The following is a 25785-nucleotide window of genomic DNA, read 5'->3' on the forward strand; positions in this document are numbered from 1 at the left end:
GCTCTCTATTGCAGCCAGGCCGAGGGTCCGGCGCCGGCCTCGTCGAGCGTGTGGCCGGTCCGGAAACGGTCGAGCGCGTAGGCGGCGGTCAGCGGATGCGGCTTGCCGGTGGCCAGCATATGGGCAAAGCACCAGCCGGAGGCCGGCGTCGCCTTGAAGCCGCCATAGCACCAGCCGCCATTGAGATAGAGCCCTTCTATCGGGGTCGGGCAGATGATCGGACTGGCGTCCGGCGTCATGTCCATGACGCCGCCCCAATGGCGCAGCAGCCTGACACGCGAGATGCAGGGCATCAGGGCTATCGCCGCCTCCGCCACTTCGCGCACGACGCCGAGATTGCCGCGCTGGGCGTAGGAATTGTAGCCGTCGAGATTGCCGCCGAAGACCAGCCCGCCCTTGTCCGACTGGCTGACATAGAAATGGTCTGCGCCATAAGCGACGACGTGATCTACCAGCGGCTTGAGCGGCTCGGTGACGAAAGCCTGGAGCACGTGGCTTTCGATCGGCAGTTCCAGGCCGGCCCTGGCGGCAAGGAGCGAAGTATGGCCTGCGACGGCGAGGCCGACCTTGCCGGCGCCGATGCGGCCCTTGCTGGTCTCGACGCCGACGATCCTTTCGCCGTTGCGGACAAAGCCGGTCACCTCGCAATTCTGGATGATGTCGACCCCGTGGCCGTCGGCAGCGCGCGCATAGCCCCAGGCGACGGCGTCATGACGCGCCGTGCCTGCGCGGCCTTGCAAGATCGCACCATGGATCGGAAATCGCGCGGTTTCGGAGAAATCGAGATAGGGTACCAGCCGGCGCACAGCGTCGCGGTCGAGTATGTCGGCGTCGATGCCGTTCAGACGCATGATGTTGGCGCGATGGCTGAATGTGTCGAGTTGATCGGCCGAATGGGCAGTGACGATCTGGCCGCGCTGCGAAAACATCACGTTGAAGTTCAGCGCCCGCGACAAGCCTTCCCACAGCTTGACCGAGAATTCGTAGAACTGGGTGTTGCCGTCAAGCAGGTAGTTGGAGCGGATGACGGTGGTGTTGCGGCCGACATTGCCGCCGCCGACATAGCCCTTTTCCAGAACGGCGACATTGCGGATGCCGTGGTTCTCGGCGAGGTAGAAAGCCGTCGCAAGGCCATGCCCGCCGCCACCGACGACGATCACGTCATAGGCGGGCTTCGGCTCGGCCGCGCGCCAGGCGCGCCGCCAGTTCTTCTGGCCGGAAAGGGCATTGCGGAAAATCGAAAACGCCGAATAGCGCGCCATGTTCATGGTCTAGCGGACGATCGGGCCGGCCGGGGTGCGGGTCAGCACTTCGGCCCCCGCATCGGTCAGCAGCACGGTGTTGGAGATGAAATGGTCGCCGCGGCCGGTGCCCATCAGCCAGGACAGGATGTGGAAGCTCATCCCGGTCTCGATTTCGAGATCGGAATCGTGCCTGAGGCCCGTCACCGAATTGCCGCCGGTCCATGAGGGCGGCTGGCCGATGCCGACGAGATAGCCGCAATGATGGCGGCGATAATGCGACAGGCCGGCCTCGTCGGCGACGCCTTGCCAGGCGGCGTAGACATCGCGCGCCCTGGCGCCTGGCTCGAGCGCCCTGACGACGGCCTCGAATGCCTTGGCCGTGACCTCGGCCATGGCGGCATCTTCGTCCTTGATGTTGCCGATGCGGATCAGCCGGCCAAGCGGCGCGTGATAGCGCGAGACACAGCCCGACAGTTCGACGAAGACCGGCTCGCCGCTGCGATAGATGCCGTCGCCCCAGGTCGTGTGCTCCTCGCCGAGCCGGGCGGCGGGCCGGATGAACGGGCCGAAGCCCGGCGCGTGGCCGCCGGCGCGCACCATCGCCGCCACGCATTGGGCGGCAACCTCCTGCTCGGCGGCGCCGTCGGAGATGGCAGCGATTGCGGCACCTGCCGCAGCATCCGTGACCTTGGCGGCGCGGCGCATCAGCACCTGTTCCTCGGCGCTCTTCACCAACCGCATCTTGTCGACCAGCCCGGAGACGTCGCTCCACTTGGCGTCGGCCTGCGCCTCGAGCTTCAGGGCGAGGCCGTGGCTGAGTCCGGAGGTCCAGTGTTCGAGGCCTATCCGTTTGCCGGCCAGGCCGAGTTCGGAAATAACGAGTGCGGTGAGGTCGGCCGCGGTCTCGCTGTCGGAGTGACCACGGAATTCCGCCGCCCTTACCTGGTTCTCGATCGTTACCTTCTCCATCGACCGGGTGACCAGGATAGGGCGCCGGTCGAGCGTGACGATCAGGAGGTGCGGCGCGAAATAACCCCAATGGTCGAGGCCGGTGAGGTAGAAAACAGTCTCCGGCGAGGCGAAGACGGCGGCGTCGAGCTTGCGCTCTGCCAATGCCGTGCGAACTTTCGACAAGCGGCCGGCGATCTCGGCTTCGGAAAAGGGATTGCGGTCCATTGAGGTGTCCTTGAGTTGCCGGTCCTGGGCTGATGGTCAGTCAATGACGATGGGATCGGGGGCCACGTCGCAGAGCCGCTCGCCGCCGCCTTCGGTGACGCTGGGGTCCTGACAGATGATGAGATCGAAGCCGGCCTTGCCATGCGTTGTCTCACGTCGGCCAGGCGCTGCGCGTATTCCGCCTTGCTGAACCCGCCCGACGCGTCCAAAGCCGTTTTCCTTCCTGCCCTCATCCAAAGGGCGGTTCGTATCCGCATCGAGAAAGCACATCTTAATTGTGCACAACTTGCGCATCACAAAGCCGCACAATCAAGCTCTATGGCGATTTTTCCAGATTCGTACAGTGCGTCTTGCGATATGTCCAGATGAGTTGTATACGTCTTAGTGCGCTTGACGCGATGGTGGAGAAACATCGTTCGAGCCGACAACTATCGAAGAAGAAAAGGGGAATGCATGTTCACGTCACAGATATCCCGCCGCGCGCTCGTGAAGGCCGCAGCCTGTCTTGCGCTCGCCGCGACCGCATTCACGTCACTGCCGGCCCATGCCGAAACGACGCTCGAACGCGCCAAGAAGGACGGCTATATCCGCGTCGGCTTCGCCAATGAGGCGCCGTTCGGTTTCGCCACGCCTGACGGCAAATTGACCGGCGAAGCGCCGGAAGTCGCCAAGGCGGTGCTCGCCAAGATGGGCATTGCGCAGGTCGACGGCGTGCTGACCGAATTCGGCTCGCTCATTCCGGGTCTCAAGGCCGGCCGCTTCGACATCATCGCCGCCGGCATGTTCATCAATCCCAAGCGCTGCGCCGAGATCAATTTTTCCGAACCGTCCTATGGCATCGGCCAGGCCATGCTGGTCGCGAAGGGCAATCCGAAAGGCGTGAAGGACTATTCGAGCATCAAGGACAATCCCGATCTCAAGCTCGCCGTGATGGCGGGCGCCGTCGAGGGGGGATATGCGAAGGACGCCGGCGTTGCCCAAGGACAAGTCGTTTCCTTGCCCGACCAATCCAGCCTGGTCGCCGCGGTCCAGTCTGGCCGTGCCGATGCTGCCGCGCTAACCGCGCTCTCGATCGCCGACATGGCCAAGAAGGCCGATGGCGTCGAATCGACCAAGCCCTTCGGTGAAGTTGCCGGCAAGTCGGTGAAGGGCCATGGCGGCTTCGGCTTCCGCAAGGAGGACACCGATCTGCAGGAAGCGTTCAACGCCGAACTGAAGAAGTTCCTCGGTACGCCGGAGCATATCGCGCTGGTCGAGCCGCTCGGCTTCGGCAAGGACTATCTGCCGAACAAGACGACTGCAGAGCTCTGCAAGGGCGAATAAATTCCCAACTGCTGGGCGGCGTGAAAACGCCGCCCTCTTTTTTCCTCGGAGAAGCAGATGGGTATCCGCACGCTCGTTGCCATGCTGGTCGTTTCGCTGGCCGTGATCGCGGTGCTGGCGACGCAGGAAACATACAGGCTGTTCCTACCGGGACTATTGCAGGGTGCCGTCCTGACGATCGAGATCGCCGTCCTCGGCAGCCTGCTGGCGGTCGTGATGGGGGTGCTCGCCGCGCTGGCGCGCATGTATGGTCCAGCGCCCCTCAGATGGCTGGCGACGGTCTATGTCGAAATCTTTCGCGGCACCTCGGCGCTGGTGCAATTGTTCTGGCTGTTTTTCGTGCTGCCGCAATTCGGGGTCACGCTCGACGCGTTTCCCGTCGCGGTGCTGGCGCTTGGCTTGAATGTCGGCGCCTATGGATCCGAATGCGTGCGCGGCGCAATCCAGTCGGTCGCGCGCGGCCAATGGGAGGCGGGAATGGCGCTCAACATGAGCCGCGCGCAAATGCTGCGCCGGATCATCCTGCCCCAAGCCTTCGTAGCCATGATCCCGCCCTGGGGCAATCTGTTCATCGAGCTTTTGAAATCGACGGCGCTGGTTTCGCTGATCACGCTCACGGACCTCGCCTTCAAGGCGCAGCAGATGAACCAGAACACCTTCAAGACCATTCCTATCTTCACGCTGGTGCTTTTGATGTATCTCGCCATGTCGCTCACCGTTTCTATCGGCATGCGGCTTCTCGAAAGGCGGGCCTCGCTCGGTCTGGCGCGGGGGAGGGCGGCGTGATCTGGGATTGGAGTTTTGCCGCCGAGATCCTGCCGGTGCTCGCACGCGCCGCCGTCGTCTCGATCGAGGCGACGCTGCTCGGCTTCGTCATCGCGGCTTTGCTCGGGCTGGTCCTCGCGGTAATCCGTATCGCGGTGCCCTGGACCGGCTGGACGATCTCGGTGCTGGTCGAACTGATCCGCTCGACGCCGCTGCTCATCCAGATCTTCTTCCTCTATTTCGTCTTTCCGAAATTCGGCGTCGTGCTCGACGCATTCACGGCCGGCGTTCTGGCCATCGGCATTCACTACGCCGCCTATTGCTCGGAAGTCTACCGCGCGGGCTTCGACAACATCCATCGCGGCCAGTGGGAAGCCTCGATCGCACTCAACCTCTCCTCCTGGACGACCTTTCGCGACATCATCATCCCGCAGGCGATACCGCCGATCGTGCCGGCGCTCGGCAACTATCTCGTCGCGCTGTTCAAGGAGACGCCGCTGCTGTCGGCCATCGCCGTGCTGGAACTCATGCAGACGGCCAAGATCATCGGCTCCGAGACTTTCCGCTACACCGAACCGATCACGCTGGTCGGCCTGTTCTTCCTGGCCATGAGCCTGGTTTCGGCCGCGCTCATCCGTGCCCTCGAACGCCTGCTCAACCGAAGGACCGCGCGATGACCGAACAACCGATGGTTCGTTTCGACAATGTCTCGAAGCGTTACGGCGCGCTCACCGTGCTCGACGGGCTGAACCTCGAAATCGCGCGCGGCGAGAAGGTTTCCGTCATCGGACCGTCCGGTTCCGGCAAGACCACGGTCCTGCGCATGCTGATGACGCTGGAGACGATCAACGACGGCGTCATCTGGGTCGAAGGCGAGCCACTGACCCATATGAAGCAAGGCGGAAAGCTGGTGCCCGCCAATCTCGCCCACATCCGCCGCATCCGGGCGAAGATCGGCATGGTGTTCCAGTCTTTCAACCTGTTTCCACACATGACGGCGATGGCCAATTGCATCGAGGCGCCGATGACCGTGCTTGGCATGAAGCGGGCCGATGCCGAGGCACGGGCGGCCGAGCTTCTCGACATGGTCGGGCTGTCGCAGAAGAAGGATCATTATCCTTCACAGCTTTCCGGCGGCCAGCAACAGCGCGTCGCCATTGCAAGGGCGCTGGCGATGCGGCCCAAGATAATGCTGTTCGACGAGGTGACGTCCGCGCTCGATCCGGAACTTGTCGGCGAAGTGCTGCAAGTGATAAGGCAAATCGGCCGCGAGCATGATCTGACGATGCTCATGGTCACCCACCAGATGGGCTTCGCCAAGGAATTTTCCGATCGCGTCTGCTTCTTCTATCAGGGCAAAATTTGCGAGCAGGGGCCGCCGGCAGAGCTTTTCGGCGCACCCAAGAATGAGCGGACGCGACAGTTCCTGCACGCTGTCCTGGAGGCTGGATGACGCTTGATACGGATGCCTCGGCCAAGACCGTGCCGCCTTCGCGTCCGCTTTCGGCGCGCGAACGGTTCGAACGCATCTACCTGATCCTGCGCGACCGTATCTGCCTTCTCGACTATCCGCCGGGGAGCCGGCTCTCCGAGGAAGAACTCGCCCAGGAATTCGAGATCAGCCGCACACCGGTCCGACGCGTGCTGGCGCGGCTCGAGGCCGAAGGGCTTGTGCAATCGATCCACGGCGTCGGTACGATCGTTACCGACGTCGACATCGAGGAGTTGCAGCAGGTCTATCATCTGCGACTGGAACTCGCGCTGCTTGTCGGCAAGCTTTCGCCAATTCCCCGAACGGCGGTCGACCTCGATCGCATCCGAGCGCTCATCGCGCGCTGCGATTCCGATATGCTCAACCCGGATCAGCGTGCCTTTCTGCAGCTGAACATGGACTTCTTCACTGAACTATCCGGCATGACCGGGAACCAGCCCCTGCGCGAAATAAGCGAAAGACTGTATTTTCAGGTTGCGCGCGTAGTCCTCAAGATGATGCCGCAACTCGGCCTTGTGGAGGAGTTCACGGCCTTCCGGCGCGAAATGGAGGAAGTGCTGGCCGCGGCGGAAATCGGGGATTGGGAATCGATCGGGCACATCAGGCGAGCCCATATCTCGATGAGCTTTCGGCGCATGGTGCGCCATGCCGGCCGACATGATGAATTTGACGGCAAGACCTGACGGTCGTCCTTTGGCACGGTGACGCAGCTTGTCATCCCGGCGCCGAGAAGCGCTGCTGCTCCGTCCTCTTATTTAGGGTGCCGCCGTTCAGCCACGGCATCAGGCACCACCACCAGCTTGCCGACGAAATCCTTGGCGATGAAATCGGCTTGGGCGCGGTGGAAATCGGAAAGCCTGTAGACGCCGCCGACCAGCGGCCGGATCTTGTCTTCCTCGATATAGCGCACGATACGGCGGAAATCCGCACGTGTGCCCTGGCTCGAGCCGTGGAGCTGAAGCTGCTTGAGATACATGGTCCTGAGATCGAGCTGGACGACCGGGCCGGCGATGGCGCCTGCGGTGGTGTAGCGGCCCTCAGGCCTCAGGATGCGCAACAGATCGTTGAAGATCGCGCCGCCGACAAGGTCGGCCACGACGTCGATGGGCTGGCCGCCGGTCACCTTGGCCACGGCTTGCGGCAGGTCGGCCACGCCACGGGTGATCACGGCTTCGGCGCCGATGTCGAGCACTGCCTGCTCCTTGCCGTTGCCGACGACGGCATAGGGAATGGCTCCGCGCGCCCGCGCCAATTGCACGATGCCGGAGCCGACGCCGCCCGAGGCGCCGGTGACCAGCACGCGTTCGCCGGCCTTGAGCCCTGCACGTTCCAGCATCTGCTCGCCGGTGAGATAGGCGCAGCAGAAGGTGGCGAGTTCGACATCGCTCAAGTCAGTGTCGACGACATGGGCGTTCTCGGCCGGTACAGCCTGGTATTCGGCGTAACCGCCGTCGCGGCCGTGACCCATATAGTCAATGTCGGCGAGCGAATCGTCGTCGCGATTGTAGATCGAGAAATCGACCATCACTCGTTCGCCGATGCGTTCCGGCGAGACCCCTGCGCCAACGGCAGCGACGGTGCCGACCGTGTCGGTGCCCTGGATACGCGGAAAGGTCAGGGTGTTGCCCTGGCGCCGCCATGTCGACACGGCCCCTGCGTCCTCCTCCGTGCCATAGGCGCCCTGGCGAACCCAGACGTCGGTGTTGTTCATGCCGCAGGCGCTCACCTTGACCAGCACTTCGCCGGCGGCGGGCGCAGGCACTTTCACGTCAGTGCGGTAGACGAGCTTTTCCGGGCCGCCGTGGCCGGTAAGCTGCACGGCCGCCATGGTGACTGGGAGGGTGGGATGAGAGGTCATCGCGTTCACTTCCGAATACTTTGTAGGTCAGCGCTGCCCCTCACCTTTACCCTCTCTCCGTGAACGACGAGAAGGCGCCGGCAGGCGGATGGGGGCAGCGCCGATCTCGGCAATTAGAGATTGGCGAACACGCTCTTCACGGCATCGGCGGTCTTGGCCACCACGGTGTCAGCCTCCTCGCGCGTCAGGCAAAGCGGCGGGGCGAAGCCCAAAATGTCGCCCTGCGGCATGGCGCGGCCGATGACCCCGCTTGCGGCGAGGGCCGTGGCGATCTGCGGTCCGATCTTCTGCGCCGGATCGAAGAACACACGGTCGTCCTTGTCGGCGACGAACTCGACCGCCGCCAGCATGCCGTCACCGCGCACCTCGCCGACGTTTTTGTGGCCGCCGACGGCCCTGGCCAATTCCGCGCGGAAATAGGCGCCGGTCTCGCCGGCATTCCTCACCAGATCCATCTCATCGATCAGTTCGAGGTTGGCCACACCCGCGGCGACGCAGATCGGATGCGCCGAATAAGTCCAGCCGTGACCGAGCGAGCCGAGCTTGTCGGAGCCCTGCACCAGCACCTGCCACATCTTGTCGGCGACGATGACGCCCGACAGCGGCGCGTAGGCGGAGGTCAAGCCCTTGGCGATGGTGATCAGGTCCGGCTTGATGCCGTAATGGTCGGAGCCGAACATGGTGCCCAGCCGGCCGAAGCCCGTCACCACTTCGTCGGCGACCAGGAGCACGTCGTACTTCTTCAGCACCGCCTGGATTTTCTCCCAGTAGCCGGCGGGCGGCGGCACGATGCCGCCAGTGCCGAGGATCGGCTCGCCGATAAAGGCGGCGACGGTCTCGGGGCCCTCGGCCAGGATCATCTCCTCGAGCTTGTCGGCGCAATGCTGCGAAAATTGCTCCTCGCTCATCGAACGGTCGGCGCGGCGGAAATAGTAGGGCGCCTCGGTGTGCAGGATCGGCGCGCGCGGCAGGTCGAAGGCATTGTGGAAGAGATCGAGCCCGGTCAGCGACCCCGTCATGATGCCGGAGCCGTGATAGCCGCGCCAGCGCGAGATGATCTTCTTCTTCTCCGGGCGGCCAAGCACGTTGTTGTAGTACCAGATCAGCTTGATGTTGGTTTCGTTGGCATCCGAACCGGAGAGGCCGAAATAGACCCTCGACATGCCCTTCGGCGCACGGTCGATGATCATCTTCGACAGCGTGATCGAGGCCTCGGTGCCGTGGCCGACATAGGCGTGGTAATAGGCGAGGTTCGTGGCCTGGGCGGCGATGGCGTCAGCGATCTTCTGGCGGCCATAGCCGACATTGACGCAGTAGAGGCCGGCGAAGGCATCGATACTTTTTCTGCCGTTGCTGTCCCAGACGGTGACGCCTTCACCGCCGGCCATGATGCGCGTCGGCGATTCACCGCGCGCGTGGGTGCCCATATGCGTCGAGGGATGGAAGAAGTGATCACGATCCCAGGCGGCGAGTTCGTTGGACTGGTCGAGCATTCTTTTGACTCCTTGAGGAACGTGGACGCGGCTTAAGCGACGTCCAGGCAAAGATATTTGAGATCGGTGAAAGCTTCGAGCCCCTGACGCGAACCCTCGCGGCCAATGCCGGACTGCTTGACGCCGCCGAACGGGATCGGCGCACCGGTGATCTTGACGCGGTTGATGGCGACCATGCCGTAGTCCAGCGCCCTGCCCAGGCGCTGCTGGCGGGCGCCGTTCTCGGTCACGACATAGGCGACCAGACCATATTCAGTGGCGTTGGCGCGCGCGGTCACCTCGTCCTCGCTGTCGAACGGCGTCACGGCTGCGACCGGACCAAACGTTTCTTCGCGCATGATCAGTGCCTCGTCAGATACGTCAGCCAGCAGCGTCGGCTGGTAAAACAACGGGCCGGCCTGGTGCCTTATGCCGCCAACGAGGCAGCGGGCGCCATGGGCGAGCGCGTCGGTGACCTGCTCCTCGACCTTCTTGACGGCGCGCTCATGCATCAGCGGGCCGATGTCGCTTTCGTCGGCAAGGCCATTGCCGGTCCGCAGCGCCTCGATGCGCTTGGCGAAGGCGGCGCAGAAACGATCGTAGATCGGCCGCTGGACATAGATGCGGTTGGCCGCGAGGCAGTCCTGGCCGGACGTGGCGAATTTGGCGTCGACGGCGATGCGCACGGCCTTGTCGAGATCGGCGTCGGCAAAGACGATCAGCGGCGCGTGGCCGCCAAGCTCCATAACCAGCCGCTTCATCGTCGGCGCGCTCTGGGCCGCGATCAGCCTGCCGATCTCGGTCGAACCGGTGAAGCTCATGGCGCGCACGCGAGGGTCCTCGCACATTCGCCCGACAATGATCGACGCCTTGCCGGTGACGACGTTGAAGATGCCGGCGGGCAGGCCGGCGCGCTCGCCCAGTTCGGCCAGCGCCAGCGCCGAGAGCGGCGTTTCCGAAGAGGGGTGCGCGACGATGGTGCAACCGGCGGCAAGGGCCGCAGCCGCCTTGCGGGTCAGCATGGCGGACGGGAAGTTCCACGGCGTCACGACGCCGACGACGCCGAGCGGCTCGCGCCGCACCGTCATTTCCGCCTTCGCCAGATGGCTGGTTACGCTTTCGGCGTTGAGGCGCTTTGCTTCCTCGGCATACCATTCGACGAAAGAGGCGGCATAATCGATCTCACCGAGCGATTCCTTCAAGGGCTTGCCCTGTTCCAGCGTCATCAGCAGAGCGAGGTCATCCTTCGCGGCGATGATGAGGTCGAACCATTTGCGCAGGATTTTCGAGCGCTCCTGCGGCAACAGAGCCCGCCAGGCAGGGAAAGCGCGCGCCGCCGCGTCGATGGCACTTGCCGTCTGGCGGCCATCGAGCGCGGCGACGAAGGCCACCGTGGCGCCGGTCGCGGGATCGGTGACCTCGAAGCTCTCCGCCGCCTCGCTTGCCGTCCAGTGCCCGTCGACATAGGCAAGCTCGCGCAGCAGCCGGCGGTCGGCGAGGCGGTCGAGCGCCTCATGGCGGTGCGAACGGGCAAAGTGCGCGGACATCATCGATTGCTCCCGATTGGGGTGATGCCGCAAGACTAGGGGCGTCGGCGCGAAGGATGAGGCTGTTTAGGTGCAGCTATATAGAGAGATTCTCTCTATTCGGCTGGGGAGCAGGACGATCTGTCTAGCCGCAGGGGTGGGGCGGGTGCTTTCGCGCATTCTCCGAGCGTACGGTGCCAGATGAACGCTGGTTTCGATCTCAGGACTGCACCGGCAACAGATCGGCAAGCGGTAGCACGGTCTCGTCCTTCACCGTCTTGATGACGATGTAGGTGAAGTAGCGATCGATGCCGATTTCGCGTTCGAGCAAGGCATCGACCAGCCGCTGATAGGTATCGATATCGCGCGCCATCACCTTCAGAACGTAGTCGACGCCGCCGCCCACCGACCAGCAGGCTACAATCTCAGGTATGTCGCGGATGACACGCTCGAAGCGGTCGAAATCGGCCTGGCGATGGCTGGCCAGCGTCACCTCCATCAGCACGGTGGCGACGGGTGCGACGACGCGCATGGCAATCGAGGCATGATAGCCGGAGACGATGCCGGCCTTTTCCAGCTTGCGCAGCCGCATCCAGCACGGCGTCGGCGACAGGCCGACCTTGTCGGCCAGCGCCAGCTTGGTGATGCGCCCGTCACGCTGGATGGCGTCGAGGATTCTGAGGTCGATCGGGTCGAGTTTCGCGGCGGCCATCTGTATCCACTTTTTGGTCCGCCGTACCATGACGGCGCATTATTTCGATTGTCAATTGCACTGATTTCGATCTCTAATAAGTCATGACATTGTGGCAACCTGATCCCGCGCTCATCCGGCGGCCCGCCTACCAGTCGCTGGCCGACCAGTTCGCACGCGCCATTCATGACGGGCGGCTCGCAAACGGCGCGCGGCTGCCGACGCATCGCCGGCTGGCCGACGAGTTGAAGCTGTCGGTGCAGACGGTCAGTCGCGCCTATGAGGAACTGATTCGCCGCGGCCTGATCTCGGGCGAGATCGGCCGCGGCAGCTTCGTCCAGACGCAGCGGCGCGAGCCTGAGCCGCCCTATCTGCCGGAGCGGCTGGGCGAAGTGATCGATCTTTCGATCCTGAAGCCGGTCTGCGAGCCGATGCATCTGGAGCGGCTAAAGCAGGCGCTGGGCTGGCTGGCCGACAACCTGCCGTCGAGCTCGGCGCTGTCGTTCCGGCCCAACATGGTGTTTCCCCGTCACCGCGCCGTGGCGGTCGAGTGGCTGAAACTGTGCGGTCTTGATGCCTCGCCGCAGAATATCAGCCTTACCAATGGCGCTACCGCCGGCATGACGGTGGCGCTGATGAGCGTGGCGCCGCCCGGCTCGACCGTCGCCACCGAGGCGATCGGCCACCATACGCTGGTGCCGCTCGCCCGCTATCTCGGCTTCAACCTCGAAGGCCTGCCGATAGACGGCAATGGCCTTATCCCGGAAGCGCTGGACGAGGCCTGCCGGATCTCCGACATCCGCGCCGTGTTCGTGCAGCCTTCGGTGATCAACCCGACGGCGACGCTGATGGATGCGGCGCGGCGCGAGCAGATTGCGGCGGTTGCGCGCAGGCACGACATAGCCATCATCGAGAACGATGTGCTGGGGCCGCTGGTCGAGGACCGGCCGCCGCCGGTCGCCGCCTTCGCGCCTGAACGCACGCTCTACGTCACGTCCTTCACCAAGATCGTGGTGCCGGGCCTGCGCATCGGCTATCTCGCCGCACCCGACCGCTATGTCGCCGCGGTCGCCAACCGGCATCTGGTTTCCAACTGGATGGCGACGCCGCTGGTGGCGGAAATCGCCACCAAATGGGTGACCGACGGCACCGCGATGGAACTGGTGCGCTGGCAACGCACAGCATTGCGGCGACGCCAGGACATCGTCGCCGAGGTGCTGGCCGGCGTCGACTATCGCACCCGGCGCGACGGACTGCATGTCTGGTTGCAGTTGCCGGCCGACCGTGCCGAGGAGAGCTTCGTCGCCCAGGCGCGCCTGCAAGGCGTGGCGATCGCGCCCGGCGCTTCCTTCCGCATCTCGCAAGCGCCCTGGCAACCGGCGGTGCGCATCTCGCTGGGTTCGACCACCGAGGGGGAACTGCGCGCCGGCCTCGGCGTTGTCACCAAGTTGCTGCTTGGCGACCCTGAGCATCTGCTGCTCGCAATCTAGCGAGATGTGCCGCTATCCAGACGATGCCGATCGCCAAAGGCGTCCCCGGTGCTGTCATTTTCGGTTCGACTTGATTTCGATCTCGGCACATTGCTAGGCACTGAATGCCCAAGAATTGTGCGGGATCAGAATAATTGTCATGATATTATTTTCCCAATTGACATGATTTGGCGGGTTCCGCATCGTTAAGGGCATAGGCTTCTCCAGCACGGGAAATTCGTTTGTCCGCATCCGCGCCTATCATCAAGGTCGATGGCATTTCGAAAAGCTTCGGCACCTTCAAGGTGCTGGATGGCCTGTCCATGCAGGTCATGCCCGGCGAGAAGCTGGCGCTGATCGGCCCGTCCGGCTCGGGCAAGACGACGATCCTGCGCATCCTGATGACGCTGGAGCGCATCGATGGCGGCCACATCCAGATCGACGGCGAGCATCTCTATCACATGGAGCGAAACGGCCAGCTGCTGGCTGCCGACGAGCGGCATCTGGCCAGGATGCGCCAGAAGATCGGCATGGTCTTCCAGCTGTTCAATCTGTTCCCGCACAAATGCGTCATCGACAATGTCACGCTGGCGCCGATGCTGACCAAGGGCACGCCGCGCGCTGCCGCCGAGAAGCGGGCGATGGAATTGCTCGACATGGTCGGCATGGCCGACAAGGCCAAGGCCATGCCGGCACAGCTTTCGGGCGGCCAGAAGCAGCGCGTCGCGATTGCCCGCGCGCTGGCACTGTCGCCCCGGATCATGCTGTTCGACGAGGTCACCTCGGCGCTCGATCCCGAACTGGTCGAGGAGGTGCTCAACGTGATGCGCAAGCTCGCGGCCGAAACCGACATGACGATGCTGCTCGTCACCCATGAAATGGGCTTTGCCCACGACTTCGCCGACCGGGTGCTGTTCTTCGACCGCGGCCGCATCGTCGAGGAGGGCAAACCCGATGAGATTTTCCGCCATCCCAAACAGGAGCGCACGCAAGGTTTCCTGAAGAAGATCATCGCGGCCGGACATCGCGTCTGACCGCCATGCCAGAGGCGGCGACACCGTCCGCAAGGGCGGCATTGCCGTCCTGAAATGACTGCAACCAAGAACACAAACATGGAGTTGGGAACAATGAAAAAACTTGGCATTCTGGCCGGCGTCGCCGGTCTTGCGCTGACCGCGGTGCTCGCGGCCTCGAACGTCGGATCGGCCGACGACAGCAAGCTCGAGCAGCTGAAGGCGCAAGGCTTCGCCCGCCTCGCCATCGCCAACGAGCCGCCCTACACGGCGGTCGCCGCCGACGGCAAGGTTTCGGGCGCCGCGCCCGACGTGGCGCGGGAAATCTTCAAGCGGCTGGGCGTCGCCGACGTCGCCGCGTCGATCTCGGAATATGGTGCCATGATCCCCGGCCTGCAGGCCGGCCGTTTCGATGTCGTCACCGCCGGCCTGTTCATGAAGCCGGAGCGTTGTGCGGCGGTTGCCTATTCCGAGCCGGTGCTGTGCGACGCCGAGGCGATGCTGGTGAAGAAAGGCAATCCGAAGGGCTTCAAGAGCTACGAGGATGTCGCCAAGGACACCTCCGCCACCATCGGCGCGCCCGGCGGCGGCACCGAGGAGAAGCTCGCGCTCAACGCCGGCGTGCCGCGTGACCGCGTCATCGTCGTGCCCGACGGCCAGAGCGGGCTGAAGATGGTGCAGGACGGCCGCATCGACGCCTATTCGCTCCCCGTCCTGTCGATCAACGATCTGATGAAGAAGGCCAATGACCCGAGCCTCGAAGTCATAGCACCCGTGCAGGGCGCGCCCGTCTATTGCGACGGCGCCGCTTTCAAGAAGGGTGACGAGGCGCTGCGCGACGCCTTCGACGTCGAGCTCGCCAAGATGAAGAAGTCGGGCGAGTTCGCCAAGATCATCGAGCCCTACGGCTTCTCGGCGGCGGCGGCGATGTCGACGACGCGCGACAAGCTCTGCGCGGCGAAATAAGCGCTTTTCCCTTCTCCCCGTCCACGGAGTGAAGGTGACTGAAGGGCCGGATGAGGGGCAGCGCGCGTTTTGCGAGCTTGGAGCCGCGCCTCATCCGCCTGCCCGTCCTTCGCGGCAGCTGCGCTGCAGCTAAGGAGGGTGAACCGGCAACTTCTCCCCGTGAGAGAGGAGAAGTTGCTAAAACCAAACGTTGGAAGCCTCTGATACATGACCCAATGGTCCGGCTATCTCGGCCTGATATTGCAGGGAGCGCTTGTCACCATCGAGCTGACGCTGATGGGGTCGGTGCTGGCCCTCGTGATGGCCTTCCTGGCCGGCATGGGGCGGCTGTCGCGCTTCTTCGCGTTGCGGGCGCTCGCCACCGCTTATATCGAGTTCTTCCGCGGCACATCGATTTTCGTACAGCTGTTCTGGGCCTATTTCGTGTTGCCCCTGGCGGGCGTCGAACTCACTCCGCTGCAAGCCGGCGTGCTCGCGCTGGGCCTCAATGTCGGCGCCTATGCGGCGGAAGTGGTACGCGGTGCCATCCAGTCGGTCGGCGCCGAGCAGTACGAGGCCTGCACGGCTCTCAATCTCGGCCGCTGGCAAGGCATGCGCCATGTCATCCTGCCGCAGGCGCTTCTTGTGATGCTGCCGACCTTCGGCAACAACGCCATCGAACTGCTCAAGGCGACATCCGTCGTCTCCCTGATTTCGCTCGCCGATCTCACCTTCCAGGCGCAGGTGGTGCGCTCGCAGACCGGCAGCACGCTGATGCCGTTCACCACCATCCTGGTGATCTATTTCGCGCTCGCGCTCGTCATCTCCTGGGGCGTGCGGTCGCTGGAGCGGCGCATGGCGCGCGGCCTCGACGGAGTGCGCGTCTGATGGATTGGGCCCTGTAATGGATTGGGACTGGGATTTCGTCCGGCAGATACTGCCGACGCTGATCGAGGGGGTGAAGATCACCATCCTGGCGACGGTGCTCGGCTCGGTGCTGGCGGCAATCGTCGGGCTGGGCATCGCACTGGCCCGCCGCTCGCCGAACAAGATGATGTCGCGCACGGTCGGCTGGGCGGCCGAATTCATCCGCGGCACGCCGCTGCTGGTGCAGCTCTACTTCATTTTCTACGTGCTGCCCGATTTCGGCATCCTGCTGCCGCCGCTGGTGGCCGGCGTTATCGGTCTTGGGCTGCACTACGGCACCTATACGGCGGAGGTCTATCGCGCCGGCATCGAGAACGTGCCGCGCGGCCAGTGGGAGGCGGCCAAAGCCTGCAATCTCAGCGCTCGCCAGACCTGGACCCACATCGTCATACCGCAGGCAATCCCGCCGATGATCCCGGCGCTGGCCAATTATTTCATCGCCATGTTCAAGGAGACGCCGCTGCTGTCGGCGATCACCGTGCTGGAGCTGATGAACCAGGCCAAGAGCGTCGCCAACACCTATTACCGCTATGTCGAGCCGATGACGCTGGTCGGCGCCTTCTTCCTGATCATCAGCCTTTTCTCGGTTATGCTGCTGCGCTGGCTGGAACATCGCTACGGCAAGATCGAAAGGTAGTTCCCATGAAGCCGCTTCCCGAAATCAGGCTGATGCCGACAAGGCCCGCACTCGAGGTGCGCCCGTTGGAAAAGCGCGTCGGCCTGATCATCCTGGCCACCGACCACACCAGCGAGCCGGACTTCCGTCGCATGGTGGCGAGTGAGAGGATCGGCATCTATGTCGCCCGCATCCCCTATAAGAATCCGACCACGCCTCAGAATCTGCGCAAGATGCAGCCCGAACTGACGGCTGGCGCGGCGCTGATCCTGCCGGACGAACCGCTCGATGCCATCTGCTACTCCTGCACGTCGGCCTCCGTGGTGATCGGCGATGCCGAGATCGAGGCGGCGATCCAGGCGGCCAAGCCTGGCGTGCCCGTGGTCACGCCGCCGATGGCGGGCGTGCGCGGACTGAGGGCTCTGGGCGCGAAGAGGATCAGTATTCTCACCCCCTACACCGTCGAGACGAGCCGGCCGATGGCGGCCTATTTCGCCGAACGCGGCTTCGAGATCGCCAGCTTCACCTGTCTCGGCTTCGAGGATGACCGCGAGATGGCGCGCATTGCGCCGGCAGCCCTCGTCGATCTGGCGCGCGAGGCGACTGACCCGCAGGCCGAGGCGTTGTTCGTGTCCTGCACGGCGCTGCGCTCGGCGCTGGCGGTTGCCGCGATGGAACAGGCTATCGGCCGCCCGGTCGTCACCAGCAACCAGGCGAGCGCGTGGAATTGCCTGCGACTGTGTGGCGATGATGTGCCGCGTCCGGAGTTCGGGCGGCTGACGACCTTGCCGCTTGGACAGTAAGGTCATGTCCTGCACGCACGAGCGACCCATGACGCACGCCGTCGCCCTTTCAGACATCCGCGCCGCGCGCCAACGCATCACCAGCAAGGTCGAGCCGACACCGGTCGTGCCGTCCGAGAGCCTGTCGGAGCGGCTCGGCCTTCCCGTTCACCTCAAGCTGGAGCACCGCCAGACCACGGGCAGCTTTAAGCTGCGTGGCGCCTCGAACGCCATTGCTTCGCTCAATGCCGAGCAGCGGGCACGCGGTGTTGTCGCGGCCTCGACCGGCAATCACGGCCGCGCACTCGCCCATGCCGCCAGGCTCGAAGGCATGCGCGCGGTGATCTGCATGTCGCGGCTGGTGCCTCGGAACAAGCTCGATGCCATCCGCCGCCTCGGCGCGGAAATCCGCATTGTCGGCGACAGCCAGGACGACGCGCAGCAGGAGGTCGAGCGGCTGGTGGCGCAAGAGGGTCTGGTGATGCTGCCACCCTTCGACCATCCCGACATCATCGCCGGGCAGGGCACGCTCGGGCTGGAGATCATGGAGCAGGTTCCTGACGCCGCTCTGGTGCTGGTGCAGCTCTCCGGCGGCGGGTTGGCCTCCGGGATTGCCGCAGCGGTCAAGGGCGTCAGGCCGAGCACAAAGGTCGTCGGCATCTCGATGGCGCGCGGCGCGGCGATGAAAGCCAGCCTCGATGCAGGGCGCCCGGTGCAGGTGGAGGAACTGCCGACACTGGCGGATTCGCTCGGCGGCGGCATCGGCCTCGACAACCGGCTGACCTTTTCCATGTGCCGAGACCTGCTCGACGACGTCGTGCTGCTTTCCGAGGACGAGATCGCCGCCGGCATCCGCTATGCCTATGAACAGGAGCGCGAGATCGTCGAGGGTGCCGGCGCGGTCGGTATCGCTGCGCTGCTTGCCGGCAAGGTGAAGCCAAACGGACCGGTGGTCGTTCTGCTTTCCGGTCGCAATATCGATATGAGCCTGCACAGAAAGATCGTTTGCGGCGAAGTAGTTGCGGAGCGCGCCTGATGAGCCGGATGACCATCCTTACCGAGAAAGAACTACGCGAGATCGTAGCTCTCGATCTCGACGCCGTCGCCTGCGTCGAAAACGCCTTCCGGGCGCTCGCTACCCTGCCGGTGGCGATGCCGCCGATCCTGCGGCTCGACATCCCCGAGCATCGCGGCGAGGTCGACGTGAAGACCGCCTATGTGCCCGGCATCGACGGCTTCGCCCTCAAGATCAGCCCCGGCTTCTTCGACAATCCCAAGCTCGGCCTGCCCAGCGTCAACGGCATGATGGTGCTGCTGTCGGCAAAAACCGGTCTGGTCGAGGCGTTGCTGCTCGACAATGGCTATCTCACCGACGTCCGCACCGCAGCCGCCGGGGCGGTCGCCGCAAAACATCTGTCGCGGCCAGATTCATCCATTGCCGCGATCTTCGGCGCCGGCGTGCAGGCCGGATTGCAGCTCGAGGCGCTGCGCCTGGTGCGGCCGATCGAAGAAGCTCGCATCTGGGCGCGCGACGCGGCCAAGGCGCAAGCCGCGGCCGGCGCCTTGAGCGAAAAACTGGGCATCGTGGTGCGCGCAGAACCGGATGCGGCCAAGGCGGCCGCCGGCGCCGACATCATCGTCACCACCACGCCCTCGACAGAACCATTGATCAAGGCCGGCTTCGTCTCGGCCGGCCAGCACATCACCGCCATGGGCTCGGACGCCGAGCACAAGAACGAGATCGCACCGGCAATCCTGCGCATGGCCGATCTCTATGTCGCCGACAGCGCAAGGCAGACGCGCCGGCTCGGTGAATTGCACCATGCCATCTCCGCCGGCGTGATGGCGGCGGACACGGAGGTGGCCGAACTCGGTCAGATCATCGCCGGCGAACGGCATGGCCGGCGTGCGGCGGACGACATCACCATCGCCGACCTGACCGGCACCGGCGTGCAGGACACCGCGATCGCCACGCTAGCCCGTGACCGGGCCCGGGTCGCGAAAGCCGGAACCATTTTTGAAAGTTGATGCTGGCCGCAAGAGCATGATCCGGAAAAGTGGGAACCGGTTTTCCGAGGAGATCATGCTCAAACAAAAAATTACCTGGAGCCAGATTCAACGGAAGTTGAAGCGGGTTCCAGGGCCCAACAAACGAGGACCAACAAAATGCAACCGAATTTGAAATTCTCGCGAAGCGAGTATGCGGATCGCCTCGCCAAAACGCGGAAAGCCATGGCGGCGAAAGGCGTCGATCTGCTTATTGTCAGCGACCCCTCCAACATGGCCTGGCTCACCGGCTATGACGGCTGGTCCTTCTACGTGCATCAGGCCGTCATCGTGCCGCCGTCGGGCGAGCCGGTCTGGTATGGCCGCGGTCAGGACGCCAACGGCGCCAAGCGCACCGCCTATCTCGCGCATGACAACATCGTCGGCTATGCCGATCACTATGTGCAGTCGACCGAGCGCCATCCGATGGATTTCCTGTCGAGCGTGCTTGCCGATCGCGGCTGGGGCAAGCTGACCGTCGGCGTCGAGATGGACAATTACTGGTTCTCGGCCGCCGCCTTCGCCTCTTTGCAGAAGCACCTGCCCAATGCCCGTTTCGTCGACGCCACCGCGCTGGTCAACTGGCAGCGCGCTGTGAAGAGCCCGACCGAGATCGACTATATGCGCAAGGCCGCCCGCATCGTCGAGGCGATGCACCAGCGCATCGTCGACAAGATAGAGGTCGGCATGCGCAAATGCGATCTCGTCGCCGAGATCTATGATGCCGGCACGCGTGGCGTCGACGGCATCGGCGGCGACTATCCAGCGATCGTGCCGCTGCTGCCGTCGGGCGCCGACGCCTCGGCGCCGCACCTGACCTGGGACGACAAGCCGATGAAGTCGGGCGAGGGCACGTTCTTCGAAATCGCCGGGTGCTACAACAGGTATCATTGCCCGCTGTCGCGAACAGTGTTCCTCGGCAAGCCAACACAGGAATTCCTCGATGCGGAGAAGGCGACGCTCGAAGGCATGGACGCGGGGCTCGCGGCAGCCAAGCCCGGCAACACGTGCGAAGACATCGCCAACGCCTTCTTCGCGGTGTTGAAGAAATATGGCATCGTCAAGGACAACCGCACCGGCTACCCGATCGGCCTTTCCTATCCGCCGGACTGGGGCGAACGCACGATGAGCCTGCGCCCCGGAGATCGCACCGAGCTGAAGCCCGGCATGACCTTCCATTTCATGACCGGCCTGTGGCTGGAGACGATGGGGCTGGAAATCACCGAATCCATCCTGATCACCGAGACGGGCGTCGAGTGCCTGGCCAATGTGCCGCGCAAGCTGGTGGTGAAGAATTGAAACCGATGTCCGACCTTCGTCCGTCGCCGGTCTCGCCCTCGGTCGATTTCGATCGCGACGGCGCACAGCACGGTTTCCTGCGCCTGCCCTACAGCCGCGACGATTCGGCGTGGGGCTCGGTGATGATCCCGATCTGCGTCCTGCGCAACGGCAAGGGGCCGACGGCCCTGCTGACCGGCGGCAATCATGGCGACGAATATGAAGGGCCGCTGGCGCTCTATGATCTGGCGCGCACGCTCGATCCCGCCCAAGTCAGCGGCACGGTTATCATCGTGCCGGCGATGAACTATCCGGCCTTCCGCGCCGGCACGCGCACCTCGCCGATCGACAAGGGCAACATGAACCGCAGCTTTCCAGGCCGGCCAGACGGTACGGTGACGGAAAAGATCGCCGATTATTTCCAGCGGGAGCTGCTTCCCCGCGCGGATATCGTGTTCGACTTCCATTCCGGCGGCAAGACGCTGGACTTCGTGCCGTTCTGCGCCGCCCATACGCTGCCGAACAAGGCCCTGGAGCAGAGGGCCTTCGCGGCGGTCGAAGCCTTCGCGGCGCCGTTCTCGATGCGCATGATCGAAATCGATGCCGTCGGCATGTACGATACCGCCGCCGAGGACATGGGCAAGGTGTTCGTCACCACCGAGCTCGGCGGTGGAGGCACGTCGAGAGCCGAGACGGTGCGGATCGCCCGGCGCGGCATGCTCAACGTGCTGAGGCATGCCGGCATCGTTGCCGGTGCGGTCGAAAAGACGCCAACCCAATGGCTCGACATGCCGTCCGGCGATTGCTTTGCCTTCGCGGAGGAAGACGGCATGGTCGAGACGATGGTCGATCTCGGCGAGCCTGTCGAGAAGGGCGCGGTGCTGGCGCGCATCCATTCCACCGGCCGAACCGGCATCGCCCCCCAGGAGATCCGGGCAAAAATGTCGGGCATGTTGGCGGCGCGGCATTTCCCCGGCCTGGTCAAGGCCGGGGACTGCGTCTCGGTGGTTGCCGCATTGGTCGACTAACGGAAGGGTCGGCCTGCACGGCGGGCAGGATTGGACCTATCTCGCATTCTTCCACCCTGGATCCAGATAGCGGCCGGCGAGCCAGCCCGGCCGCGCTCACGGCTCCGGCCGGCGCGTCGCGGCGGCACGTGCCTTGCCATCGCCTCAGACATCCAAAGCCACCGTCATCGAAGAGGCGCCGGCGCGACGACTTGTTCCGGCGCGAACTCGGGTATCAAAGAGTATGACTTTGCTGCCATACTCGCGATAAAGAGGGTGTCGGAATGCAACAAAAATGGGATTTCTGGATCGACCGCGGCGGCACGTTCACCGATGTCATCGGCCGTGATCCCGAGGGCGGCCTGCATCCGCGCAAGCTTCTGTCCGAAAATCCCGAGGCCTATGCCGACGCGGCCATCCAGGGCATTCGCGACCTTCTCGGCCTGCGCCCCGGCGAGCCTATACCCGCCGGGCTGATAGGCGACGTAAAGATGGGCACAACGGTCGCCACCAATGCGCTGCTGGAGCGCAAGGGCGACCGCGTGCTTTTGCTCATCACCAAGGGATTTCGCGATGCGCTGAGGATCGCCTATCAGGCGCGGCCTGACATCTTCGCCAAGGAGATCATCCTCCCCGAACAGCTCTACGAGCGCGTCATCGAGGTCAACGAACGCGTGCTTGCCGACGGCTGTGTCGAACGGCTGCTCGACATCGCTGCCTGTCGCCCGGCAATCGAACAGGCAAAGGCGGACGGCATCGACGCGGTCGCCATTGTCTTCATGCACGCCTGGAAATATCCCGATCACGAAAAGGCCGTCGCAAAGGTCTGCCGCAAGCTCGGTTTCGGCCAGGTTTCGGTCAGCCACGAGGTGTCGGCGCTGATCAAGCTGGTCGGCCGCGGGGACACCACCGTGGTCGACGCCTATCTGTCTCCGATCCTGTCGAGATATGTGCAAAGGGTAGGCCAGGAACTCGGCGTTCTCTCCCCCCTCGAGGGGGAGATGTCGGCGAAGCCGGCAGAGGGGATCGCCGCAGAAGGCACCACCAAGACGTCGAACCCCGTCGACCCGACCCGACCCGGCAGCTTCGCCGCCACTCTCCCCTCGAGGGGAAGGGAAAATCCCCGCCTAATGTTCATGATGTCTTCTGGCGGGCTGACCGCCGCGGACCTGTTCCAGGGCAAGGATGCGCTGCTGTCTGGCCCGGCCGGCGGGGTCGTCGGCATGGTCGAGACGGCCAGGCTCGCCGGCTTCGAAAAGGTGATCGGTTTCGACATGGGCGGCACCTCCACCGATGTCGCCCATTATGACGGCGAATATGAGCGCGCCTTCGATACCGAGGTCGCAGGCGTGCGCGTGCGCGCGCCGATGATGCGCATCCACACCGTCGCGGCCGGCGGCGGCTCGGTCCTGCACTACGAAGCAGGCCGCTTTCGCACCGGCCCGGACTCCGCCGGCGCCAATCCAGGCCCCGCCGCCTACAGGCGCGGCGGCCCGCTCGCCGTCACCGACGCCAACGTCATGCTCGGCAAACTGCAGCCGGATTTTTTCCCGGCCATCTTCGGCCCCGGCCAGAACGAGCCGCTCGACGCGGAGATCGTGCGCCAGAAATTCACCGCGCTCGCCGCTAAAATCGGCGACGGCCGCTCGGCCGAAGCGGTGGCCGAAGGGTTCGTCACAATCGCGGTGGAAAACATGGCCAACGCCATCAAGAAGATCTCGGTGCAGCGCGGCTACGACGTCACCGAATATCTCCTGAACTGTTTTGGCGGCGCAGGCGGCCAGCACGCCTGCCTGGTCGCCGACGCACTCGGCATGGAGGCGGCGCTGATCCATCCGTTTTCCGGCTTGCTGTCGGCCTACGGCATCGGCCTGTCTTCGGTCTTTGCCTCACGCCAGCAGGCCTTGCTTGCACCGCTCGCGGAAGAATCGAGGCCGGCAATCGAAGGCCTGATCGCGGCCTTGCAAACCGCCGTTGTCGCGGAACTCGCCGCACAAGGCATCGCCGAGGACGCGGTGACCGCCAGACCGGCGTTGCAGATCCGTTATGACGGCACCGACACCGCACTTCCGGTGCATTTCGACCATGGCTCGATGTTGCGGGCGAGGGCCGATTTCGAGGCTGCCCACAAGGCGCAATTCGGTTTCGTCTATGAGGACAAGCCGATGATCGTCGAAGCTGTGAGCGTCGAGGGGACGGAGGCGGGCGGCGAGCAGAATACCGAAGTCTATGCGCAGGCGGGGCAGCCATCAAAAGCCAGAGCCGAGGAGGTCCGGCGGATCTATACGGAAGGAAAATGGCACGAAGCCGACGTCTGTCGGCGCGAGGCGTTGCGGCCGTCCGATCGGGTCGCCGGCCCCGCACTGATCATCGAGCCCAACCAGACGATCGTCGTCGAGCCGGGCTGGCAGGCCGAGATCACGGCCAGGAATCATGTGCTGATGCGGCGCACCAGCAAGAAACGCCGGCAGGCGGCACTTGGCACCGAGGCCGATCCGGTGATGCTGGAAGTGTTCAACAATTTGTTCATGTCGATAGCCGAGCAGATGGGCGTGACGCTGCAGAACACCGCCTATTCCGTCAACATCAAGGAAAGGCTGGATTTCTCCTGCGCCGTTTTCGACCGGAACGGCGCGCTGGTCGCCAACGCGCCGCATATGCCGGTGCATCTGGGCTCGATGGACCGCTCGGTCGAGACCATCATCCGGCTGAACTCCGGCGACATTCATCCCGGCGACGTCTTTGCGCTCAATGCTCCCTATAATGGCGGCACGCATCTGCCCGATATCACGGTGGTGACGCCGGTTTTCGAGGAAGAGCAGCCGATTTCCCCGACAAGAGGGGAGATTGGCCAATCGCCCAAGATCCTCTTCTGGGTGGCCTCGCGCGGCCACCACGCAGACATCGGCGGCACCGCGCCGGGCTCGATGACGCCACTTGCCACCACGGTCGACGAGGAAGGCGTGCTGTTCGACAATTTCCGGATCGTCGATCGCGGAAAATTCCGCGAGACCGAGCTGCAGACGCTGCTCACCGATCACCGCTATCCGGCCCGCAATCCGCACCAGAATATCGCCGATCTCAAGGCGCAGCTCGCCGCCAACGAAAAAGGCGTGGCGGAGCTGCGCAAGATGGTGGCGCATTTCGGGCTCGACGTCGTCGAAGCCTATATGGGCCATGTGCAGGACAATGCAGCCGAAAGCGTGCGGCGCGTGATCGAGCGGCTGCCGGATACATCGGCCTATGAATATCCCACCGACACCGGCCAGGTGATCAAGGTGAAGATATCGGTCGACCGGCAAAAGCGTGAGGCGACGGTCGACTTCACCGGCACGTCGCCGATGATGAAGAACAATTTCAACGCGCCAGAGCCTGTCGCCCGGGCCGCGGTGCTCTATGCCTTCCGCGTCATGGTCGAGGACATGATCCCGATGAATGCCGGTTGCCTGAGGCCCATCAACATCATCATCCCGGATGGCTCGATGCTGAAACCCGCTTATCCCGCCGCCGTCGTCGCGGGCAATGTCGAGACCTCGCAGCACGTCACCAACGCCCTGTTCGGCGCCATGGGCGCCATGGCCAATGCGCAAGGCACCATGAACAATTTGACCTTCGGCAACAGCAAGTACCAGTATTACGAAACGATCTGTTCCGGTTCGCCCGCCGGCCAGATGAATTCCGGCCGCGGCTTTGCCGGCACGTCGGGCGTTCACACCCATATGACCAATTCGCGCCTTACCGACCCCGAAATACTGGAGCTGCGCTTTCCGGTGATGCTGGAGGATTTCCACATCCGCGAGGGCTCCGGCGGCAAGGGCAGGTGGAATGCCGGCGACGGCACGAAGCGCACCATCCGCTTCCTGGAGAAGATGGAATGCGCCATCCTGTCCTCGCATCGCAACCGGCCGCCGCAAGGGCTGGACGGCGGTGGCGATGGCGAGGCCGGCTCGACCAAGGTGCGCCGCAAGGACGGCACGGTCGAGGTGCTGAAAGCCTGCGAGCAGACGGTGCTTCAGGCCGGCGACGCCGTCATCGTGACGACGCCGACGCCCGGGGCGTTCGGAAGGCCGGAGCCAGGGCCGTCCAACGTTTGATAGAATCGCGGAACCGCTCTATCCGTTTTTTGGAATCCGCATTTCCCTTGCCTTTCACACG

At 64.1% G+C, this 25785-nt stretch carries 23 protein-coding genes; 16 read left to right on the top strand and 7 right to left on the bottom strand.

What is annotated here, in order from left to right; translation table 11 throughout:
• Nucleotides 1–5: 5 nt before the first annotated feature.
• Genes FJ953_RS00940 through FJ953_RS00950 form a run of 3 tightly spaced genes read right to left on the bottom strand, consistent with a single transcriptional unit; the run spans nt 6 to nt 2690 of the window.
• Nucleotides 6–1262 (bottom strand): sarcosine oxidase subunit beta family protein, encoded by a 1257-nt coding sequence (locus tag FJ953_RS00940; protein WP_140565572.1) that lies wholly within the window; start codon nt 1260–1262, stop codon nt 6–8.
• Between the two features lie 9 nt (nt 1263–1271).
• A complete protein-coding gene (locus FJ953_RS00945; RefSeq protein WP_140622784.1) occupies nt 1272–2420 on the bottom strand; it encodes a Xaa-Pro peptidase family protein in 1149 nt (382 codons plus the stop codon).
• A 36-nt stretch (nt 2421–2456) separates the two neighbouring features.
• Nucleotides 2457–2690 (bottom strand): hypothetical protein, encoded by a 234-nt coding sequence (locus tag FJ953_RS00950; RefSeq protein ID WP_140649287.1) that lies wholly within the window; start codon nt 2688–2690, stop codon nt 2457–2459.
• Between the two features lie 183 nt (nt 2691–2873).
• On the opposite strand from FJ953_RS00950, the gene ehuB (FJ953_RS00955) reads away from it, so the two are divergent.
• From ehuB (FJ953_RS00955) to FJ953_RS00975, 5 genes are read left to right on the top strand one after another with little or no spacing between them, the layout of a single operon-like run.
• A complete protein-coding gene (gene ehuB, locus FJ953_RS00955; protein WP_140499283.1) occupies nt 2874–3743 on the top strand; it encodes an ectoine/hydroxyectoine ABC transporter substrate-binding protein EhuB in 870 nt (289 codons plus the stop codon).
• Between the two features lie 57 nt (nt 3744–3800).
• Complete coding sequence (ehuC, locus tag FJ953_RS00960; RefSeq protein ID WP_140622788.1) at nt 3801–4529, top strand: ectoine/hydroxyectoine ABC transporter permease subunit EhuC; 729 nt, start codon at nt 3801–3803, stop codon at nt 4527–4529.
• A complete protein-coding gene (gene ehuD, locus FJ953_RS00965) occupies nt 4526–5185 on the top strand; it encodes an ectoine/hydroxyectoine ABC transporter permease subunit EhuD (protein ID WP_140499281.1) in 660 nt (219 codons plus the stop codon). Before ehuC (FJ953_RS00960) ends, ehuD (FJ953_RS00965) begins: the two co-directional genes overlap by 4 nt.
• Nucleotides 5182–5961: an ectoine/hydroxyectoine ABC transporter ATP-binding protein EhuA gene (gene ehuA / locus FJ953_RS00970; protein ID WP_140499280.1), complete on the top strand. Its 780-nt coding sequence runs from the start codon at nt 5182–5184 to the stop codon at nt 5959–5961. The genes ehuD (FJ953_RS00965) and ehuA (FJ953_RS00970) overlap by 4 nt, the downstream gene beginning before the upstream one ends.
• Nucleotides 5958–6683, top strand: a complete 726-nt coding sequence (locus FJ953_RS00975; RefSeq protein ID WP_140517353.1) for a GntR family transcriptional regulator — start codon at nt 5958–5960, stop codon at nt 6681–6683. The genes ehuA (FJ953_RS00970) and FJ953_RS00975 overlap by 4 nt, the downstream gene beginning before the upstream one ends.
• 68 nt (nt 6684–6751) lie before the next feature.
• Here the strand turns inward: FJ953_RS00975 and FJ953_RS00980 are convergent, their stop codons facing one another.
• The 4 genes from FJ953_RS00980 to FJ953_RS00995 form a co-directional block, all read right to left on the bottom strand.
• Entirely contained in the window at nt 6752–7867 is a 1116-nt protein-coding gene (locus tag FJ953_RS00980; protein WP_140622790.1) for an alcohol dehydrogenase family protein, read from the bottom strand.
• A 104-nt stretch (nt 7868–7971) separates the two neighbouring features.
• The gene (locus tag FJ953_RS00985) at nt 7972–9351 is read right to left on the bottom strand and encodes an aspartate aminotransferase family protein (RefSeq protein WP_140622792.1); all 1380 of its coding nucleotides are present in this window, start codon (nt 9349–9351) and stop codon (nt 7972–7974) included.
• Between the two features lie 32 nt (nt 9352–9383).
• The gene (locus FJ953_RS00990) at nt 9384–10877 is read right to left on the bottom strand and encodes an NAD-dependent succinate-semialdehyde dehydrogenase (protein WP_140623468.1); all 1494 of its coding nucleotides are present in this window, start codon (nt 10875–10877) and stop codon (nt 9384–9386) included.
• 199 nt (nt 10878–11076) lie between these two features.
• Nucleotides 11077–11568 (bottom strand): Lrp/AsnC family transcriptional regulator, encoded by a 492-nt coding sequence (locus FJ953_RS00995; RefSeq protein ID WP_140517347.1) that lies wholly within the window; start codon nt 11566–11568, stop codon nt 11077–11079.
• Nucleotides 11569–11651: 83 nt separating this feature from the next.
• On the opposite strand from FJ953_RS00995, the gene FJ953_RS01000 reads away from it, so the two are divergent.
• The 11 genes from FJ953_RS01000 (at nt 11652) to FJ953_RS01050 (ending at nt 25724) form a co-directional block, all read left to right on the top strand.
• A complete protein-coding gene (locus FJ953_RS01000; protein WP_140499275.1) occupies nt 11652–13037 on the top strand; it encodes a PLP-dependent aminotransferase family protein in 1386 nt (461 codons plus the stop codon).
• A 221-nt stretch (nt 13038–13258) separates the two neighbouring features.
• The gene (gene ehuA, locus FJ953_RS01005) at nt 13259–14050 is read left to right on the top strand and encodes an ectoine/hydroxyectoine ABC transporter ATP-binding protein EhuA (RefSeq protein WP_140499274.1); all 792 of its coding nucleotides are present in this window, start codon (nt 13259–13261) and stop codon (nt 14048–14050) included.
• 93 nt (nt 14051–14143) lie between these two features.
• The gene (gene ehuB, locus FJ953_RS01010; protein WP_140521356.1) at nt 14144–14995 is read left to right on the top strand and encodes an ectoine/hydroxyectoine ABC transporter substrate-binding protein EhuB; all 852 of its coding nucleotides are present in this window, start codon (nt 14144–14146) and stop codon (nt 14993–14995) included.
• Between the two features lie 207 nt (nt 14996–15202).
• The gene (ehuC, locus tag FJ953_RS01015; RefSeq protein ID WP_140499272.1) at nt 15203–15862 is read left to right on the top strand and encodes an ectoine/hydroxyectoine ABC transporter permease subunit EhuC; all 660 of its coding nucleotides are present in this window, start codon (nt 15203–15205) and stop codon (nt 15860–15862) included.
• 16 nt (nt 15863–15878) lie between these two features.
• Complete coding sequence (ehuD, locus tag FJ953_RS01020) at nt 15879–16538, top strand: ectoine/hydroxyectoine ABC transporter permease subunit EhuD (protein ID WP_140521357.1); 660 nt, start codon at nt 15879–15881, stop codon at nt 16536–16538.
• 5 nt (nt 16539–16543) lie between these two features.
• Nucleotides 16544–17320: an ectoine utilization protein EutA gene (gene eutA, locus FJ953_RS01025; protein ID WP_140517339.1), complete on the top strand. Its 777-nt coding sequence runs from the start codon at nt 16544–16546 to the stop codon at nt 17318–17320.
• Between the two features lie 28 nt (nt 17321–17348).
• A complete protein-coding gene (gene eutB / locus FJ953_RS01030) occupies nt 17349–18335 on the top strand; it encodes a hydroxyectoine utilization dehydratase EutB (RefSeq protein ID WP_140622794.1) in 987 nt (328 codons plus the stop codon).
• On the top strand, nt 18335–19327 hold the full coding sequence (gene eutC / locus FJ953_RS01035; RefSeq protein WP_140622796.1) for an ectoine utilization protein EutC: 993 nt from the start codon (nt 18335–18337) through the stop codon (nt 19325–19327). Before eutB ends, eutC begins: the two co-directional genes overlap by 1 nt.
• A gap of 138 nt (nt 19328–19465) precedes the next feature.
• A complete protein-coding gene (gene doeA / locus FJ953_RS01040; RefSeq protein WP_140499261.1) occupies nt 19466–20644 on the top strand; it encodes an ectoine hydrolase DoeA in 1179 nt (392 codons plus the stop codon).
• A 5-nt stretch (nt 20645–20649) separates the two neighbouring features.
• Nucleotides 20650–21651 carry a N(2)-acetyl-L-2,4-diaminobutanoate deacetylase DoeB gene (gene doeB / locus FJ953_RS01045; protein WP_140499259.1) on the top strand — a complete coding sequence of 334 codons (1002 nt, stop codon included), beginning with the start codon at nt 20650–20652 and terminating at the stop codon, nt 21649–21651.
• Between the two features lie 263 nt (nt 21652–21914).
• Complete coding sequence (locus FJ953_RS01050) at nt 21915–25724, top strand: hydantoinase B/oxoprolinase family protein (protein ID WP_140622798.1); 3810 nt, start codon at nt 21915–21917, stop codon at nt 25722–25724.
• Nucleotides 25725–25785 lie beyond the last annotated feature (61 nt).

The organism is Mesorhizobium sp. B2-3-6, assembly GCF_006442305.1.
Taxonomy (GTDB): domain Bacteria; phylum Pseudomonadota; class Alphaproteobacteria; order Rhizobiales; family Rhizobiaceae; genus Mesorhizobium.

Bases quoted from the DNA above. Each gene is read 5' to 3' on its own strand.
- ehuB (WP_140499283.1), top strand. From the start codon at position 2,874: ATGTTCACGTCACAGATATCCCGCCGCGCGCTCGTGAAGGCCGCAGCC.
- doeA (WP_140499261.1), top strand. From the start codon at position 19,466: ATGCAACCGAATTTGAAATTCTCGCGAAGCGAGTATGCGGATCGCCTC.
- ehuC (WP_140622788.1), top strand. From the start codon at position 3,801: ATGGGTATCCGCACGCTCGTTGCCATGCTGGTCGTTTCGCTGGCCGTG.
- FJ953_RS00940 (WP_140565572.1), bottom strand. From the start codon at position 1,262: ATGGCGCGCTATTCGGCGTTTTCGATTTTCCGCAATGCCCTTTCCGGC.
- FJ953_RS01050 (WP_140622798.1), top strand. From the start codon at position 21,915: ATGCAACAAAAATGGGATTTCTGGATCGACCGCGGCGGCACGTTCACC.
- FJ953_RS00995 (WP_140517347.1), bottom strand. From the start codon at position 11,568: ATGGCCGCCGCGAAACTCGACCCGATCGACCTCAGAATCCTCGACGCC.
- ehuC (WP_140499272.1), top strand. From the start codon at position 15,203: ATGACCCAATGGTCCGGCTATCTCGGCCTGATATTGCAGGGAGCGCTT.
- FJ953_RS00990 (WP_140623468.1), bottom strand. From the start codon at position 10,877: ATGTCCGCGCACTTTGCCCGTTCGCACCGCCATGAGGCGCTCGACCGC.
- eutB (WP_140622794.1), top strand. From the start codon at position 17,349: ATGACGCACGCCGTCGCCCTTTCAGACATCCGCGCCGCGCGCCAACGC.
- ehuB (WP_140521356.1), top strand. From the start codon at position 14,144: ATGAAAAAACTTGGCATTCTGGCCGGCGTCGCCGGTCTTGCGCTGACC.
- FJ953_RS00975 (WP_140517353.1), top strand. From the start codon at position 5,958: ATGACGCTTGATACGGATGCCTCGGCCAAGACCGTGCCGCCTTCGCGT.
- eutA (WP_140517339.1), top strand. From the start codon at position 16,544: ATGAAGCCGCTTCCCGAAATCAGGCTGATGCCGACAAGGCCCGCACTC.
- FJ953_RS00950 (WP_140649287.1), bottom strand. From the start codon at position 2,690: ATGTGCTTTCTCGATGCGGATACGAACCGCCCTTTGGATGAGGGCAGG.
- ehuD (WP_140521357.1), top strand. From the start codon at position 15,879: ATGGATTGGGACTGGGATTTCGTCCGGCAGATACTGCCGACGCTGATC.
- doeB (WP_140499259.1), top strand. From the start codon at position 20,650: ATGTCCGACCTTCGTCCGTCGCCGGTCTCGCCCTCGGTCGATTTCGAT.
- FJ953_RS01000 (WP_140499275.1), top strand. From the start codon at position 11,652: ATGACATTGTGGCAACCTGATCCCGCGCTCATCCGGCGGCCCGCCTAC.
- FJ953_RS00945 (WP_140622784.1), bottom strand. From the start codon at position 2,420: ATGGACCGCAATCCCTTTTCCGAAGCCGAGATCGCCGGCCGCTTGTCG.
- FJ953_RS00985 (WP_140622792.1), bottom strand. From the start codon at position 9,351: ATGCTCGACCAGTCCAACGAACTCGCCGCCTGGGATCGTGATCACTTC.
- ehuA (WP_140499280.1), top strand. From the start codon at position 5,182: ATGACCGAACAACCGATGGTTCGTTTCGACAATGTCTCGAAGCGTTAC.
- eutC (WP_140622796.1), top strand. From the start codon at position 18,335: ATGAGCCGGATGACCATCCTTACCGAGAAAGAACTACGCGAGATCGTA.